10 protein-coding genes are annotated in these 17,481 nt (G+C 42.8%); 4 read left to right on the top strand and 6 right to left on the bottom strand.

From position 1 onward, the window contains the following. Positions 1-17: 17 nt before the first annotated feature. Positions 18-1,454 carry a glycoside hydrolase family 27 protein gene (locus V6R21_RS02015; RefSeq protein WP_334240407.1) on the bottom strand — a complete coding sequence of 479 codons (1,437 nt, stop codon included), beginning with the start codon at positions 1,452-1,454 and terminating at the stop codon, positions 18-20. Between the two features lie 149 nt (positions 1,455-1,603). On the opposite strand from V6R21_RS02015, the gene V6R21_RS02010 reads away from it, so the two are divergent. Then, complete coding sequence (locus tag V6R21_RS02010; protein WP_334240405.1) at positions 1,604-2,398, top strand: hypothetical protein; 795 nt, start codon at positions 1,604-1,606, stop codon at positions 2,396-2,398. Between the two features lie 49 nt (positions 2,399-2,447). Here V6R21_RS02010 and V6R21_RS02005 read toward each other — a convergent pair whose 3' ends face one another. The 4 genes from V6R21_RS02005 to V6R21_RS01990 all read right to left on the bottom strand — a co-directional run bounded on the left by V6R21_RS02005 (position 2,448) and on the right by V6R21_RS01990 (position 11,370). Beyond that, complete coding sequence (locus V6R21_RS02005) at positions 2,448-5,249, bottom strand: family 43 glycosylhydrolase (protein WP_334240404.1); 2,802 nt, start codon at positions 5,247-5,249, stop codon at positions 2,448-2,450. Positions 5,250-5,472: 223 nt separating this feature from the next. Then, complete coding sequence (locus V6R21_RS02000; protein WP_334240402.1) at positions 5,473-7,023, bottom strand: family 43 glycosylhydrolase; 1,551 nt, start codon at positions 7,021-7,023, stop codon at positions 5,473-5,475. 15 nt (positions 7,024-7,038) lie between these two features. Next, the gene (locus V6R21_RS01995; RefSeq protein ID WP_334240400.1) at positions 7,039-8,661 is read right to left on the bottom strand and encodes a glycoside hydrolase family 43 protein; all 1,623 of its coding nucleotides are present in this window, start codon (positions 8,659-8,661) and stop codon (positions 7,039-7,041) included. Positions 8,662-8,694: 33 nt separating this feature from the next. Then, positions 8,695-11,370: a T9SS type A sorting domain-containing protein gene (locus V6R21_RS01990; protein WP_334240398.1), complete on the bottom strand. Its 2,676-nt coding sequence runs from the start codon at positions 11,368-11,370 to the stop codon at positions 8,695-8,697. 433 nt (positions 11,371-11,803) lie between these two features. On the opposite strand from V6R21_RS01990, the gene V6R21_RS01985 reads away from it, so the two are divergent. The 3 genes from V6R21_RS01985 (at position 11,804) to V6R21_RS01975 (ending at position 16,929) form a co-directional block, all read left to right on the top strand. Further along, positions 11,804-15,826 carry a hybrid sensor histidine kinase/response regulator transcription factor gene (locus V6R21_RS01985; RefSeq protein WP_334240396.1) on the top strand — a complete coding sequence of 1,341 codons (4,023 nt, stop codon included), beginning with the start codon at positions 11,804-11,806 and terminating at the stop codon, positions 15,824-15,826. 38 nt (positions 15,827-15,864) lie between these two features. Beyond that, entirely contained in the window at positions 15,865-16,260 is a 396-nt protein-coding gene (locus tag V6R21_RS01980) for a hypothetical protein (protein ID WP_334240394.1), read from the top strand. A 66-nt stretch (positions 16,261-16,326) separates the two neighbouring features. Next, a complete protein-coding gene (locus V6R21_RS01975) occupies positions 16,327-16,929 on the top strand; it encodes a hypothetical protein (protein ID WP_334240392.1) in 603 nt (200 codons plus the stop codon). 119 nt (positions 16,930-17,048) lie between these two features. On the opposite strand, the gene V6R21_RS01970 is transcribed toward V6R21_RS01975, so the two are convergent. Then, complete coding sequence (locus V6R21_RS01970) at positions 17,049-17,438, bottom strand: RidA family protein (RefSeq protein WP_334240390.1); 390 nt, start codon at positions 17,436-17,438, stop codon at positions 17,049-17,051. Positions 17,439-17,481: the final 43 nt, after the last annotated feature.

Raw genomic sequence — 17,481 nt, 5'->3', positions numbered from 1 at the left:
TCAATCAAATGATTTTCTTAAATATTCTTGTCCGGAATTTTGCGATCAGCCTTGCTTTTTGGACTAAAAGTAAACAACTCACTGCCATGGGCATTGACCTTAATGGTGAATGATTGGCTGAATGAACCTATATCCGTTTGACTCCATAGGTTTCGGATAGTACAGTTACTTTTGATGCCGAGCTCTTTCCAGCTGATGGTCATATCCTGCGTTTTATCTGACAGGTTAAAGAAACCCACATTGTAGTTCCCTGTTTCAGGCATGCGACTTACCCATACCACCAGATCATCCTTTCTGTAAAGCTGTTTACTCATGATACCTTGCTGGTTCAGGGCAATCACTTCCTCATTGGTCATCAGTGATTCTACAAAAGGGGAGTTATCCGGCATATCACCTCCCATCATCAGTGGAGAACGCATGATTGCCCAGAAACTCATATGGGTTCTTTGCTCATCTTTGGTAAAGTTGGATTCCCTTTCTGGTCCGTGAGGTCCTCTGCGGGAGATCCATCCCAGTTGAAGCATATCAGCATCTGGCCAGCTGTTCGGTCCACTTACGGTTGCCCATTGCTCTGCCAGCTCAAACTGCTGCTTCAGTAGTTTCCAGTCATCCCAAAAGTCCTTGGAAATACGCCACATATCACCGCAGGCTCTTACATGATCCTTGTTTTCCAGTTTCATATTTAGTGAAAGACTCAGTACCATTGGTCGTTCTATCTGATCTATTGCCTTGCGGAAGGCATAAGCCTCCTCTCCTCTGTAGGGGTAGTTTTCTTTCAGGTCAATATCATCCATCTTGATAAAGTCTACACCCCACTCCGAATACAGTTCCAATAAGGAGTTGTAGTAGGCTTGTGCGCCTTTCTTATTCATATCGACGCCATACATTTGGTTCAACCAAGGGCAGATAGAACTTGTATCGGCAATCATGGATGCATCTACACCTTCCGCTCCCTTGATCGGGCTTTTAGCCCAGACTGCTTGTCTTGGTATACCCCTCATTACGTGGATACCGAACTTGAGCCCTAATGAATGTACATAGTCTGCCAATTCCTTAAATCCATTTCCGTTAGCCGCTGAAGGAAATTTTCGAGGGTCAGGCAGCAACCTGCCAAATTCGTCCATCGCTAGCCAAGGCACAGGGGCATTGTCCTTAAGCCTGAACTGCGGTGGATTGTTCTGTATAGAACCCGGAGGGTGCGGGTACGACCAGCAGTAGTCTACCACAATATATTCCCAGCCTTTGTCCTTCAGTTTTTCTGCCATGTATTTCGCATTGGCTTTTACTTCTTCCTCCGTTATGGCAGCCCCATAGCAGTTGTAGCTGTTCCATCCCATAGGCGGTCTGTTTGCCAGTTGCTCTTTTACACTGCGTTTTTCAGCAAACTCAGGTTGCTGGGCAAAAGCAATGGCAACGAGCAGCAGACAGGCATATAGTGAAAATATCTTTTTCATAGATGCAGATTTAAGTTGTTGCATTTATTGGTTATGGGAGCAACTTACAATCGTAGGCTGTATATTATTTGTTTCTAATGATCTTGTATTTAGTTTGAATAGTATCAGAGGGATAGAAAAACGAAATGAACAAAAAAAAAGAATAGTTGATGTGGAAAGAAAAAGTTTTAGTATGCTTTGTCTTATTGATAAATATTTCATGTATGCCAAACAAGAAAAAGATTTATGAAGGTTTTGATTTGATAATTGTTGATAGGTATAAGATTGAAAATGATTGTCGTACTTATCTGAATAAAATAGGCGAAAAGGATTTTGAATATCTTTTAAAAGAGCATCAAGCCATAAAAAGTAAATTCTTGAGCGATAAGGGTAATACAGGGTATATTGACTATTTAGAACCTTTTGATTCAGATCATAATATTAGTTCACTTCACAAGTCTATTTTGACAGATAAGGGTAAGTTTAATAATGTGCTTGACAGTGCAGAGCAGAATATAAAAAAGGGTGATAATAATTTACCTTTCAGGTATATACAGGCTGTTTTACGTTCAAAATACCTTATTTCCAATAATAATTATTGGTGGTATGATACACCATATCCATACTTGTCCATAAGCTTTATGGAAAGTGGTTGGCTTGATAAAGAGCTTTATAATTCTTTAGTAGAAGTACCATACGAACGGAATGACATATTTGAGTCTATCGATCTATACTTTGATAAAATGGAGTTTGAAGTAAAAGATGATAAAGTATGGATGTGGTACGTAATAAATCCAAAAGGAATAAAGATTCTGATAGATAATCTTGAAGATTGGGAGTGCCCTGAAGGTTTAATTGAAGAAAGAACGTTTTTCAAAGGGCTACTGAAGCAAGGGTTGGATGATGGGAAATATATCATAGTTTATCCTAGTCGAGCATCATATCAGGATTATTTGATCAGTTGATTTTCATACAAAAAAGCCTCTCAAGAAATCCCTTGAGAGGCTTGTATTTTTAAAGTTCAGAAAGATTGTTTTTCACTTTGCTGTTTTCTAGTAGCAATGCCCAGTCCTGATTTGTATCTGGCGGAGAAATGGTAATATTTCGTCCTCCTTTCACCTTTTCAGTTTCTCCGACAAAAGTACCTGTTTTCGGATTGTACCAACGAGCGTAGTATTTACCTTTGGGTAACTGAAGGCTCAGCATCTTTCCAGTTTTCTGATAGCATACATATACTTCTCCTTCTTTCATTAAGCAATAAGTATTTTCATCACCAATCAGCTCGTCATTGGCGTCCATCTCCCAGAATGGAATCTTCCGGAAGAAGTTCAGTGCATAGCGGCTTTGCTGCCACATGTTATGGCGGCTGCGCCAGTCCTGACAGGTCAGGTCAGAATGGTCATGACTATAGCCAAAGTACCATTCCACGCCAGTGCCACCAGCCATCAGGTTACCCCAAAGCGCATTGCTGCGGGCATTGTTATGTTCGGGATCATCCGCATCCGGTGTCAGGGAATGTTTGGCATCCCCCGGTTCGTCACAGGCGACTACCCATTGCTTGCCTGCTTTTTTTGACTCATTGAGCCATCGCAACGTTTCGCCATGTACCATGCTGAAATCTTGCTTGTTGGTTTGCAGAGAAACACCTGTAATCAGGGTTTCTTCGCCCAATAGGTCGTCAAATGATTGTCCGTTGTGGATCACGATATGGTTATGGTAAGGGTCATGCTCTGCAAAATAGCGCGCCATCTCCTGCCGTTGGGCAGTGGTCTGTGGAGGCGTCTTGTGTTTCTTTTGCCATTTGCCGTTCTCTTCCCCGAGATTCCAGTTGAGCGCCAGATGGTGCGCATAGCGGGCAATCAGTTCACGGTAATACAATTTACGTTCTAAGCCTGTATCACCATTGTCCAGCAGACCCTGATTTTCTGTTTCTGTCGTCTTGAAGTGCAGAAACATGCCCTGTTTTTCACCGTGTTCAAAGATGATTTCCCATTGGTCCAGTTTGGAGACATCGAAGCGGAGCCTTTCGTCATAATCGGTATAAGGAAATACGTTCTGGTCATCTCCCAGAATATTCATCGTCAGAAAGGAGAAGGCATTCATGCCCTGTGCTGATAGGTAATTGACCGCACCGATCAGTGCCTTGCCTTTGCCGTTTTGCCAGCTTGGATCTCCTTCCTTCCAGTCTTTCAGGTGACTTTCCCAGGTCTTGACAAAGTGGTCCTTGTGTCCGTCATGGTGGAAGGTACCGTCGAAATCGGCATATGCTAGCAGGTTTTCAGGGGCATCAGTACCCGCTTTTACAAAATACTGCCCGTTGCCTGCGTGTTGCAGGTAACGACTGCCTGTATACTGGAGTCGTCCCTTGCTTCTCAGGTCATCAGCCGGTTTGTCTGAGTCAGCAATTGACAAGGTGCCTTTGAATCCATCCATATAGCCTGCGGAGATACCTGCTTTAGGATCGTCGCTTACCGCTACATTTTCACCTTTCCTGAAGGAAATGCTATACTGCCATTCGCCTGTTTCCGGTGCCGAGAAATGGACACGCCACTGATCGCCTTTGGTAGATGAGGTATTGGCTGCATTGCCATCAGCGGCAAAGTAACCAGGGACTCTCAGGGACTTTTCGCCATTGGTGAAGGTTACATCCAACCGGTAGTGGGTAAAGGGATTAAAGTTATCCGACTCATCCGCCACAGGTCCGGTAAAGGTAAGCGTGGTCTTGTGCCACTGTTTCAGCTCTCCTTTCACTTTTGGTTGTAGCCCGTACTGTTTTTCAAGGAGTGGAAAGCGTTGCGGCGTATTGGTTGGACCGTTGATTTTGATGACGCCGTTCTCAAAAATAATTGGTTCCAGCATCAGGTAAGGGGTTGGGTCGCTTTTCAGGATGCCATGACACGAGATCCATGGCCTGCCATCCGGTCCTTGGAAAACCTCGTTGTGACCAACTGCCCTCCATGGACAACTGTCGTCTCCTTCGTATGGATAGCCGTATTTCTTACAGGAATTTGGGTTTTGCGCTCCGTAGATGGGGTTGCCCTCATATTTGGTCCAAGGTCCCATTGGGCTTTTGGCGGTGGCATACCCAATCTCGTACCCTCTACTCCAAGAAGAATAGAACAAATAGTAGGTGTCTCCTTCCTTGATACAATAGGCACCTTCAATGCCAATGCCGTCCCATTCCTTCTTGTCCACATCACCTACCGGAAAGCAAAGCGTTGATTCTCCGGTAGTCTGTACCTTCTCAAGATCCACTTTGGTGACATAGATGCCTTTCTGCCTGTTGTTGAAGGCATAGACTGTTCCGTCTTTGTCTTCAAAGAAAGTCAGGTCATTGCCCTTGATAAATGGCGCTTTTTCAGATACGACAGTGTAGTCGCCCAGCAGTTCGTCAGATACAGCCACTCCTCCGTGCTGACCTTCCAGTTTCTGTCCTTCGGTAGATTCATTTTGACAATTGAAAAGGAGATAATACTTACCCTTCAGCTTATGGATTTCTGGCGCCCAGAAACGGTCAAGGTACCAGACGGTCGGGTCCAGCCTGCTGCGGTCGATCAGCAGCTTCTCGAATTTCCAGTCCAGCAGGTTGTCGGAGGAGTAAATCTTGACACCTGGGTTTTTTCCTTCTCTGGTCCAAAATGGATAAGAAGTTCCAACAAGATACCACTTGTCATTGTCACGGAATACCTGTGCATCACGGATGCCACCTTCAATGCCATTCTTTATAGGGTTAGTATAGGTGAAAAAGCTATCCTGTGCCAACAGATTACCAGTCAGCAATAGGAGTACGGTCACCCATCCTATTATTTTCTTCATGTCTGAGAGTTGTTTGGTTCATACAGAAAAATCGTCATGACAACCTAGTAGGATAGGGGCATTTGCCTGTGCCATATTGTACAGTTGATTTGACTTTATGTACTTTGCTTATTTCAATTTGTGAAAAGTAAATGATCAGGTGATTTGTTAGTAATTGGTTAAAAAATAAAGTCTTATCATCTGTTGTGATAAGACCTATTTAAAAAGAAGATTAAAAGGATAACTAACGTATGCTGCTGCTGTTCAGCTGCGCAGGAGCTCCTGCAAAGAATTGCATATCAGAAATGGTCATGTTTCCTTTTTCCTCATTTGTAAAAATAAGGTAGATATCATGTTTGCCTGCTGCTGCTCTCAAGGTGTTTTCGACCTTATCATTTTCTTCCAAAGCATGCTGGTTGATTACTACAGTGCCAACTAGTTTACCATCCGGTTTGTCCAATCTGATTTCAGCCTTGGCATTTTCAGTTCCCTTCACTTGCAGACCGAAATAGTAATAACCACTACCTAGGTTGACATTCTTGAAACGAATCATTCCTTTTTCTCCCTTCACCATAATTTTCTGTCCTACTCTTTTAACACCTTTTTCCAATACAGCCTCTTTGGTATTCAGGGCAATGGCAAAAGGTTGGTTCACTTTCACAGGGTCAACACATTCGATGGTCTGTTGTACCGGAATGACATTCCCGTTTGTGTCATAGTTGAGAGAGTCTACACAGACAGAACGTTGTGTCCAAGTTCCTTCACCTTTGAACTCATCCTGACGCCATGAAGAAAGAGCAGAAGTATGGTAGAAAAGGTATTCCTGTCCGTGGTATTCCACAATGCCACCATGGTTGGACTGTGTCAATTTCCATGATACAAAATCACCATCAGGGTGTCTTGGACCGTTGTTGACATTGACGCCCAGCTCATGGTTGAGGGTTCCTTTATATTCAAATGGTCCCAGTGGGGATTGGCTGACCGAATATGCCAGTTCTGATTTTTTTCTGTTAGGGTCATTGTGGTTGTCTTTGGTCAGCTTCACCTTCCAGTCGTATTTGGTATGGTAGGAGAAATGATATTCGCCATTTCTCTTGTTCATCCAAGGCGCTTCCATAAAGCGGTCGGTACCTAACTCGATACTCACAGGTTTGGTGGCAAATTCCTGCATATTTTCTTTTAGTACAGCACCCATATGTCTGCCCCAATAGAGATAAGGCGTGCCATCATCATCTATAAAAATAGCAGGATCAATGCCTTTGGTACCTTCAATTTTAGGGTTCAATACCTTGAACTTTTCATCGGGAGAATCACTTACAGCGACTCCTATATACGAAGAAGTGACACGTCCTCCGTTGGCTCTTACGGTATCAGTATGAAGAATTCTAACTGGATAATATAGATAATATTGACCGTTGCGGTACACCATATCCGGTGCCCAGAGTGCCCATTTTTCATTTTCGACTTCTTCAGGCATAATATCGTCTACATGGAACACTTCACCATGGTCGGTCCAATTGACCATATCTGAAGAAGAGAAGGTATGGTAGGAGTGCATGGTTTCATAACCGCCTCCGTTGTCAGAATCCACTGAAGTGACCATCCACACCTTGCCATCTGGCATTACATGTGGCGAAGCATCTGCGGTGTACATGTGTTTGACTACCGGATTGCCCAACGGGTATGGTTTGGTATTGACATTTTTCTTCTTTGATCCGACTGCCTGTCCGAAGCCGATCGTGCAGATGGACAGGGACAGTAGTATCAAGGTTATGGTTTTCTGTATCTGATTCATATCAGTAGTGAAGGTTTAGTTTTCAATTTCATTTTCAAATTTTCTGTATTCAAACCAATCGAAGTAAGCCGTATTATTGGATGGCTTACCCTGACTGCTTGCATAGATACCGATATAAGGTCCATTGAATCCGCCCGAGGTTTCATCTGCTAGCGTGCTTGCCGTTTGAGCAGCTTCAATCGGGGTCATTTTTTCTTCTGATTCACCATAGTAAAAGGTCATCATTCCTGCAGCACAAGACACCTGCAATACCACTTTCTTATGTGTATAAGGGACTTTAGCGACTGTTTCTACTTTCCCTTTTTCCACTTTAGTCAATTGGAGTATCTTACCGTTGAGTGTCAGGCTGTAATGGCATTCTGCATTCCGGAAAGCCACCAAGCCAGCCACTTCATTTTCATTTTTGGTTTTAAATTCAAGGGCAGTGGAAGCGGTAAAATGGTGATCCTCAATCCGGCGAACAATCATGGATGGGTTTGCCTGTTCATCCGTACACTGCTCAGATCGGAGCTTTATAGCGAGTTTTCCGTTTCTGATACTGTACCAATCTGATTGAGGAGTACGCAGAAAGTTGTACTCCAATCGGAGTTGGCTTGTCTCAAACTCATCTTTTTCAGAAGCTCTTTCAATTGGAGACCAAGGCAGGTCAGGACGTTTGTCTAATTCGAGTACTTTACCTGTTCCGGGATTGAATACCGGCCATCTGTTTTCAAAGGAAACTGGTGTCAGGAAGGTTTCCCTTGCCAATAGATAACTGCCATTGACTTGACGCTTGCCCAACATTACAGCCCACCAATCACCATGCTGTGTCTGCACGAGATCGCCATGCCCGATCGTGTTGATCGGATAGTCCTTGCCCAAATGCCTGTGCGTCAGTACCGGATTGACTTGTGATGGCGTATAAGGTCCTGTGATATGGTCACTTTCAAAAACGGTGATGGCATGGTTGAAACCAGTGCCCCCTTCTGCCACCATCAGCATATAGCGTCCGTTGATCTTGTAGAGGTGCGGTCCTTCGGTATATTGTGCTGTTGCGCCATGCCCATGTGTGAGTTGGTATTTTTCTCCGACCAGTTTTCCCTGTTTCAGGTCCAGCTCCTGTAACCAGACACCGTTTTGGTTTTTCCAAGGTTCTGCCAGTTGCTTGACCCTTCCGGCACCGGTGTACCAGCACCTTCCATCCTCATCCCAAAACAGGGAAGGATCAATACCTTTGGCATCTTCCAACCAAACAGGATCGCTCCAAGGTCCGGCAGGATTTTCTGCCGTCACATAAAAGTTACCTCCGCAGCTGACGCAGGTGGTAATCATATAGAACAGCCCTCCGTGATAGCGTAGGGTAGGGGCATAGATTCCCCTAGATGTTTTTGTGTCAATGAGTTCAGGCAATTGTTCCTTGCGGTGAAGGGCGTAGCCGATCACTTCCCAGTTGACAAGGTCCTTGCTGTGGTAGATCGGTACACCCGGAAACCACTCAAATGAAGAATTAGCCAGATAATAGTCCTCACCAACTCGGCAGATGCTGGGATCAGGATGGAACCCCGAAATGATGGGGTTCCTGAAAGTCTGGGGAGGTTGCTGAGCCCAAAGAATCATAGGCATGAAAAGTCCCAGCAAAACCATCAGTATTTTTTTCATCTTTCCTTATTTGAATGATGCTTACACTTTTTATTAAAGTAATAACCTAAATATATGTACGCCATCTTTGGCAAACACCCTGATCAAATAAGTACCAGATACCAGTTGCTGAAGTGGCAGCATCAGATTACCATTACCTTGTGGGGCTTTTTTGATCATCACAATGTTGCCGTCCCAGTCAACAACTTGTACTTCTGAAACTTCTTCCAACTCACTGAAGTCTACATTGACGTGATCAACGGCAGGGTTAGGATATACTTTCACATTTCCACTTTTCTCATTTTTGAAACCGAAAGTATTATGTCCGTCCCGCAGGTCAAGCGTAGGCAGTATCATGTTAAAGAAGTCTTCCCCTTCCTCAAATATTACCTCTACCTGATGGTTTTGATTTACATTCTCAAATGCCAGCGTCTGCAATCTTCCTTTTGAAAATCCATCCACCATCACATCCTTGATGCGGTATCCTTCATCGGCTATAATGGAAAGCGTTTGATTGGTGCCTTCCGGAACTGGCACACTTCCTGAAGGCGTGATCAGTCCGCCAGTATTCGAAGTGGAGATAATATCGAATACCTCGCCTTCTGTTTCGAAGGTGATATTGTAGGTGGTGTTTGGGTCGATATCAAAATAGTCGGTATAATTCTCTTCAGTAACTAGGGTATTACCCGCCACCAGGTTGACAAACCTGATATCATGGACAGTGGCTTTTACGCCATCTTTCTCAAACCCTCTGATAGGTTGCATGATACGTTTTCCGTTTGCAGCCAAAAATGGTTGTTCCATTTTCACATTCTTGAAAAGAAAGTGGCTGATCTCTCCCGGATTTGAAGGATCCCAAGGTGCATTGCTTTCAAACTCCATTGTGATATTGGCTAGAATACTCGTGTAGTTTTCACAAACAATATTCTCCAAAGTATCATACATCAGATTGGCACCTTGATTCAATACAGAACCAATCACACCCCTGTTTCGGTTGAAACCATTCCATTCCGAATTGATCCAGAAACAGTTGCGGTAAACGGCTTTTCCCTGTCCCAAATTGTTCCAACCTAGCTGACCAGTAGCGCCGTTACGCATAGGCCAAAATACACTGTTCTGTACAGTATGTGGGTCACGTGCATAATCGTAGTCATCACTGGTTTTGATAAAAATACTATCTACAAAAGAATCTCCTCCAGGACGGATGCCGTCCATATTGGAAGCCCATCCTATGATTTTTAGATGTTTGATAAAAGTACGTTTGGAAGTAGGAATGGTATGATGGAATGGATTAGTGATAGTTACTCCTTCAATATGGGCATCGTCTACCCCCATCCATTGGATATAGGCTACTTTTTTACCATTCTCACGGATGTGGTGCCAAGGGAAGTCATTACCAGTTATGATACCTCTTCCATACAACCATAAGCCATCTTTTCCTTCGCCATCAATCGATCCTCTTACATAAGCACCTTCCTCTAGATAGAACTTTTGATTAGGTCTTGATACATAAATTCTTCCTAATGGGAAGGTATTTTCTAGCCAATGATCACCTGCTGGAAAGTAGACAATATCTGCATCGGTTATGTCTACACCATCCTCAAACACCACTACATTTGAAGCTGTAGGATCGGGTGCACTGTCCTCTGGTTTGTCTGCAAAAATCATCATTCCGTTTAGGATATCGAAACCACCTGAACCATCAGGATCCTGATTATCATCTCCTACAAAGTGGACACTAATATATTTTGGTTTGTCCAGTTCAAAGCGTACCGTGTTCCCGTCAAAGTAATGCGGGTTGACACCGTATGCCTTAGGGGAAAGTTCAACCCGTTCAGATGCCTCACCGTAAAGTTTGGTGACTTCTACAGTTACTGGCTGATCCATGGAGAAAGAAGCAAAAGAAAGGGAACGGTTGTGCAAAATGCCCGTTACGCCATGTGAAAAGTCAGGAGGTCCGATGGTGAGGTTTGGCTTTGAAACATGGGTAAATATTTCTTCAACTGTTCCGTCTGCTTGTGTGATGGTTACCTGATAGAATTCAGACCTTGGAATAGTGCCCGGCCAAGGGCCAGTACCTTCAGGACACTCTGGTAAGTTGACAGTGACTACAGGAGAGGTTGCTTCACTCAGCGAGTTGTATGGTTTGACCTGATACTGGTAGCTGCTGTACTTCAAACCTCTGTCTGAATAGCTGGTAATGTCACCAGAATTGATAGTGCCAATCAGTGAAAAGTCAAGATCAGTTTCCGTCTTTCTGAACACTTTGTAGCCTTCTGCGCAAAGATCAATATCCCATGAAAGGGTCACTCTTTGGCAATCTATCGCTTGGGAATCGAGAGTCAGTAAATCAGATACGCCTTCACAATCTGGACAGTCGGGGATTGTTACCTCAGGAAAGTTGGAGTTCTCTTTTCTGCTGCCGTCATCTGGACGTACCATATAGATATAAGTGATGCCCGGTTCAACGGTATCATCTGTATAGGTATTCACATCTTCGTCTACAAAAGTGAGGTTGGTAAAAGTTGCTTGACCTTTGATTTTTCTTCTGACCAAGTATTTAATGGCGCAAGGGTCATCTGACCAAGCAATTGTTACGCCTGCACAGGTTACTTCCGTTACCGTCAGGTCATTGATCTTTTGGATCTCACAAGTAGCTTGTGCTATAGCCAGATGAGAAAGGGCTGCCATGCATACTATATATATAAGGAGTAGTCTTAAGTTTTTCATCAGTGTTGTTTTTGGGTGAATACTGTTAGTTATTTTGGTTTTGAAATTATAGGCAGCAAGAAATGATTACAACCAACCATTTGTATTCTGTACAAACTGGCAATTCTTCTGTATATCTATTGAGAAAAGGGTTCGGCTAAGAATGGGTGAAAATGATCTTGACTAAAAATATGGACGATAAGGATAGAAGGTAAAAGATTAGCCTTAAGCAGGGAAAGAGTCATCACATTTATCACGAAAATGGTGAAAGTAAGGAGGTTATTTTAAATGAGATGAGGAGATTATTCCTACTAAAACTGAAGTAAAATTTGTAACCAATCTAATATCTCTATCCTAAAGGATACTTCCCTAATTTCTCTAACTTTAGCAGATTGATATGAAAATGACTTTCTGCTTCAGGAAAATTCCTGAGCCTATTTAGCTGATGACTAACATGAAACAACTGCTTCTACTGACGATCTATATATTATTGCCATTTCTAGGAATAGGACAATCTGATTTTTCATTTAACAAAATCACTACTCGGCAAGGGCTGTCGCACAGCACAGTCTATGCAATTACACAGGATGACCGAGGCTATGTTTGGATTGGTACACGTGAAGGACTAAACCGGTATGACAGTTATGGACTGAGGACTTTTTATGCGGGAGAGGATTCACTAAGCCTTCGGGATAACCATATCACGGCATTGCTGTATGCAGATGATTACCTATATGTCGGGTCGTCAAGAGGCGTAGACCGTTACGACTACAAGACAGACCGATTCCTTCCAATTAAGATGGAAGGAGAGTCTTTTGGTCTGGTGAACCAACTTTATCAGGCATCTGACAGCTCACTTTTTGTTTGTAGTCCCAAAGGATTGTTCAAGTTGGAAGGGGATCGGCTGAAAGCCGTCAGACCAGACCTGAATGTCATTTCCATTACCGAGTACAAGAAAAATGTTTTCTGGCTGGCAACGCAGCAGCAGATATTACTGATCAATCAGGAAGGTGAGACAGTGAAGTTCTACCCGTACCTGAAAGCAACGGATGACAGGCTGTTAAGCTGTGAGGGCAATATCTCGACAATTTTCAAGGACAGGCAGGGCGAAATCTGGATTGGCACGATCCGTAGTGGGGTTTACCGTTATGTGGCAAAGGAAGATGGGTTTGAACCGATTCTGCCAAGGCATAAGGGCAATCCGATTGAAGCCAATATGGTTCGCACCCTTGATGAGGATGAACAGGGAAATCTCTGGATTGGAACAGAATCAGGTCTTTTTGTCTACCAGCGGGGTACACAAACCTTTGAACACTTTACGCATTCCTACGACCAGACCGTAAGTTCACTAAGTGATAAAGCAATATACTGTCTTTACCGTAGCAGGGAAAATATGATGTGGATTGGAACCTATTTTGGTGGGGTCAATTTTGTAAAACCCAATGTGAAAACCTTTCAGCAGTTGGTCGCGGATGGAGGTGTCAGCAGGCTGAGCGGAAAGGCGGTGAGTCAGATTACAGATGACCAAAGTGGAAAACTTTGGATCGGGACAGAAGATGGGGGCATCACGATATTTGACAGACAGTCGGGCAAGATGAATTACCTGAGGCACCATGCCGGACGGAACAGCATCAGTACCAACAACGTCCATGCAATTCATGATGACGGCAACGGCCATATGTGGATCGGAACGTTTCTTGGCGGACTGAACCGCTATCATCAGCAGACCAGAACCTTTACTCATTTTAGCAAGCAGGAAGGAGATTCGCTTTCACTGTCCAATAACCACGTTTATGCCCTGCTCAGCGATTCAAAGGACAGCCTGTTTATCGGAACACAAAATGGGTTGAATTTTTATGACAGTAAGAAGGGAACCGTAGTGCCATACAGACCGGAGGAATTTACCGGAAAGTTTATTTATGACCTAAAGGAAGACCATTTGGGGAATATTTGGGTTTGTACCATGAATGCTGGTGTGTATTATCACGATAGGAAATCCCAAAAGTGGTTTCATTTCAATACAGGAAATGGATTACCAACTAACCGAATTATCAGTGCCTTTGAGGACAGCAAGCAGCAGATGTGGTTTGGCTCACTGGGAGGAGGACTGATCAAGAGGAAAGCTGAGTCCCAAACTTTTACGGCATTTACCACACAGGACGGACTACCGAACAACAATGTTTATGGCATTTTGGAAGACGATCATCAAAACCTTTGGGTCAGTACCAACAAGGGATTGGTTAGATTTGATCCGACTGCCGAAACCATGAACAGCTTTACTATCTCGCAGGGAGTTATTGACAACCAGTTCAATTTCAAGTCTGCCTTTAGGGCGAAGGATGGCTATATGTATTTTGGTACGGTCAACGGCTTGTGCTACTTTCATCCGGACAGCCTTTCATTCAGTCAGGATCCGCCAGCAGTTCACCTGACAGACTTCAAACTGTTTAACAGAAGCTTGGAGATTGGGGAAGACTCGCCACTCGAAAAACAGATAGATGAGACATCCAACATAACATTGGCGTATGTTCAGAATGTTTTCACCTTTGAGTTTGTGGCCATCAACTATTTCTCGCCAGGCAACAATACCTATGCCTATTATATGGAAGGTTTTGAGGACAAGTGGAACTACGCAGGCAACAAGCGAACAGCTACTTATACCAACCTCTCGCCAGGTACCTACCTCTTCCATTTGAAAGCAGCCAATTATGGAGGTAAATGGTCGAAAGAGAAACAAGTGACTGTGGTGATTGAGCCACCATTTTGGATGAGCAAATGGGCTTATGGTATTTATCTTTGCCTACTGATTCTAATCGGTTACCTGTATAAGCTTTACCTGAATGCCCGCAGTCAGGAGAAGATGGTATTGCAGCTTGAAAGGGTAGAAAAGGAAAAGATTCGGGAAGTCAACCAGCACAAACTAAACTTCTTCACTTATATCTCTCACGAGTTCAAGACACCGCTGACACTGATCATTGCAGCCATCGATAAGTTGTCCGAAAAAGGTAATACACATGCAGGAGAGCAGGAATTGAAACTGGTCAAGCGGAATGCTACACGCCTGCATCACCTGATTGATCAATTGATGGAATTTCGGAAGACAGAATCAGACCATACTTCCCTGCACCTGAGCAAAGGGGATATGGTGGTATTCCTGAAAGACACTTTCGAATCCTTTGTGCCGCTGTTTGTCAAAAAGCAGCTGGATTACAGGTTTAATGCTGAAATAAAGGAGTGTGTGATCTACTTTGATCCTGACAAGATTGACAAGATTGTAACGAACCTGCTTTCCAATGCCGTAAAGCATACCAACGCATTTGGTGAAATCTCGATGAGTCTCACTTTAGCAACACAGGAAAATAATAGAACACTGAAAATACAGATTACGGATACAGGTTCAGGACTATCTGATGGGGAGGCTGAAAAAATATTCCTGCCTTTTTATCAGTCCAAGAATGAAACACTGAAAGCGGAAGGAACCGGTATCGGGTTGGCATTGGTCAGAAGCTTGGTGCATTACCTGAAAGGAGAAATAAGTGTAGACAGCCAACTGGATCAGGGCACGACGATTACAGTTACTTTGCCATTGGTAGACCAGGTAGCGCTATCGGAGAAGGTAGTACTTGGACAAGGAAATCGCTCCATATTGACACAAGACCTGCTTTATGAAGAAACTGAAACAGCTGAAGTGGAAAAAGAGGAGGGCAAAGCTGAATACGAAATCTTGATTGTGGAAGACAACAAGGAACTGCTGAAGTTTCTGGTCAGCCACTTCTCACCTCATTATAAAGTATCACATGCTGCAGACGGGAAGACGGCATTGGAGAAAATTGAAAAAGGATTGCCCGACTTGGTTATCAGTGATGTGATGCTGCCCAAGATGGATGGCATGACGCTTTGCCGTAAAGTCAAGACCGAGGTAGCAACCTGCCATATTCCGGTTATCCTGCTTACAGCAAAAGCTAATGTAGAAAACAAACTGAAAGGACTTGATGAGGGAGCAGATGCCTATATCCCGAAGCCATTCAATATGAAAGAACTAGAATTGGTGGTGAAAAATACGCTCAATGCTAGAGCCAACCTGAAAAAACACTTCCAGCAATTTGGGAACCTTGAAGGGTACACAGAACCTGTCAATAACCGTGATCAGGCATTTGTCAATAAGCTGACCGAGCTGGTACACAAGCATATGGATGATCCTGACTTTAACGTCACCGTACTGACCAAGGAAGCGGGCGTCAGCCGTACCCTTTTGCATATGAAACTGAAAAAACTGCTGAACCTTTCCACCACTGAGTTTATCAAGATGATTCGGATGCAGCAGGCAGCCAAGCTATTAAGAGAAGGTTTGAACGTTTCGGAAGTGGCCTTTCAGGTAGGATTCAAAGACCCAAGCTACTTTAGCCGCTCCTTTAAGGACAAGTTTAATATCTCCCCATCGGAGTATAAGGAAAGGGAGTTTGTGGGGGATGAGTGAAAGTGGATGAATTAATTTTTTAAAAGTAATAGCAAAAAATGATAAGACTGTATCTTGGTAAAGAATTAGAGAAAAGAGATGTGATTATAATACTTATCGTCTTGATACCTATGGTTCTTTCTATGGTAGTTGATCTTTTTATAGGAACTGACAAATATTTATTTGACAAAGGAAAAGGGTATATCAAAGATTCAAAAGAAACTAAGGAAATAAGAGAGTATATAGGTGGTATAAAGGAAATATATTATCATGATCCGACCATGCCAGATGAGGGAATAGAAACTTCTAGAAGTTTCTCAGTAAGGGGATATGATAAAAGTGTGACTGTTACGGTCTACTTTTCAAGAAAAGAGGAGTTTTTTAGTTTAAAAGAAGGTCAAATCACAAAAGACGAGGAAAAGTATTTTTGGAGAATAGACCGTGCTGAATGGTAATGAATTCGATAGTATCAAAATACCTGAAGACAAAATATATTGATAAAGAACACTTAGTGATTACCAATGGATAAGAAAACCCTGTCAATACTTAGAAAAATCAGATGGATTATACTGCTATTGATTTGTATAGACCTGCTGCTACCAAATTATTATAAGGTAGATACGAATGATCAATTGATGGTATTGGTAGTTTTTGGATATTGTTACTTGGCTTTATCTGCTTATGTTATTTTGAGGATTGAAAAAATAGAAGTATCGGAAGGAAGTAGGTTGTATCCATATAGGTCAAGTTTTATAGGAGTAGATCAGTGGATGATTTTGCTAAGTATGATCTTCTTGGGTTATAAAGACCCCTCTTTCTATTTCGCATTAACAAGTGTTGTAGTTGCTGTTACGGAAATAATAGAACGATTGGTTATGAACAGGCGATTAAACTACAATATGATTTTTGACCATGAGAAAATGGTGGTTAATGAAGATCGCTACAATGAGGTTCATTACGGTGACATTTCCAATATTGAAAAAATGGATTACGATCGATTCCAAATTTCATTGAAAGGGAAAAAGAAAAAAGTAATTCTCAATGTGGATCGAATCACCAAGCAACTAAGGGGAGAGTTTGAAGAAGAACTATACGCATTGAAAGCAAAGTTGGAAATGGAATAGTACTTTTCACTGGTAATGTTATAGATTAATACTGTACTGAATGAAGTGTAATAACTAATCCCCACCAACTGGAAATTTTGCCTGATGGCAGGGATTAAAGTACATCGCTTTTTAGACTATTATTTAACCACTGTAGCCTCTAGTTCAACCTTTAAAGTTTCAAACAGACTTTTTACCTCAAGCACTGTACTAGCTTGCTTGATATTGTGGCTTTGTATCCAATTTTGAAATACATGAAAACAAGACATTAACTCGTCTGTAGAAGTTGTGTAAATATTTAAGCGTACAATATTCTTGCTTTCGTAACCGGCTTCTTTTATCACTTTTTCTAAGTTGGAAATTGCTTCCACAAGCTGAGTTTTCATATCTGCATCGCTGGATACGCCTTCATCATTGATAGCTGTCTGGCCTGAAACATATAAGGTAGATACTGCATTCGTTACTTCTACTGCTTGCACATAACTGCGTTCGTCTTGCCATTTCCACGGGTTGATTTCTTTTCTTGCCATCTCAATTTCTGTTTTGGAGATCTTTCAACTACCTACTATAAAT

The sequence above is a fragment of the Limibacter armeniacum genome (assembly GCF_036880985.1).
GTDB lineage: Bacteria > Bacteroidota > Bacteroidia > Cytophagales > Flammeovirgaceae > Limibacter > Limibacter armeniacum.
The sequence above is the reverse complement of the archived record's forward strand: the minus strand, read 5'-3'. Positions and strand labels throughout refer to the sequence as shown.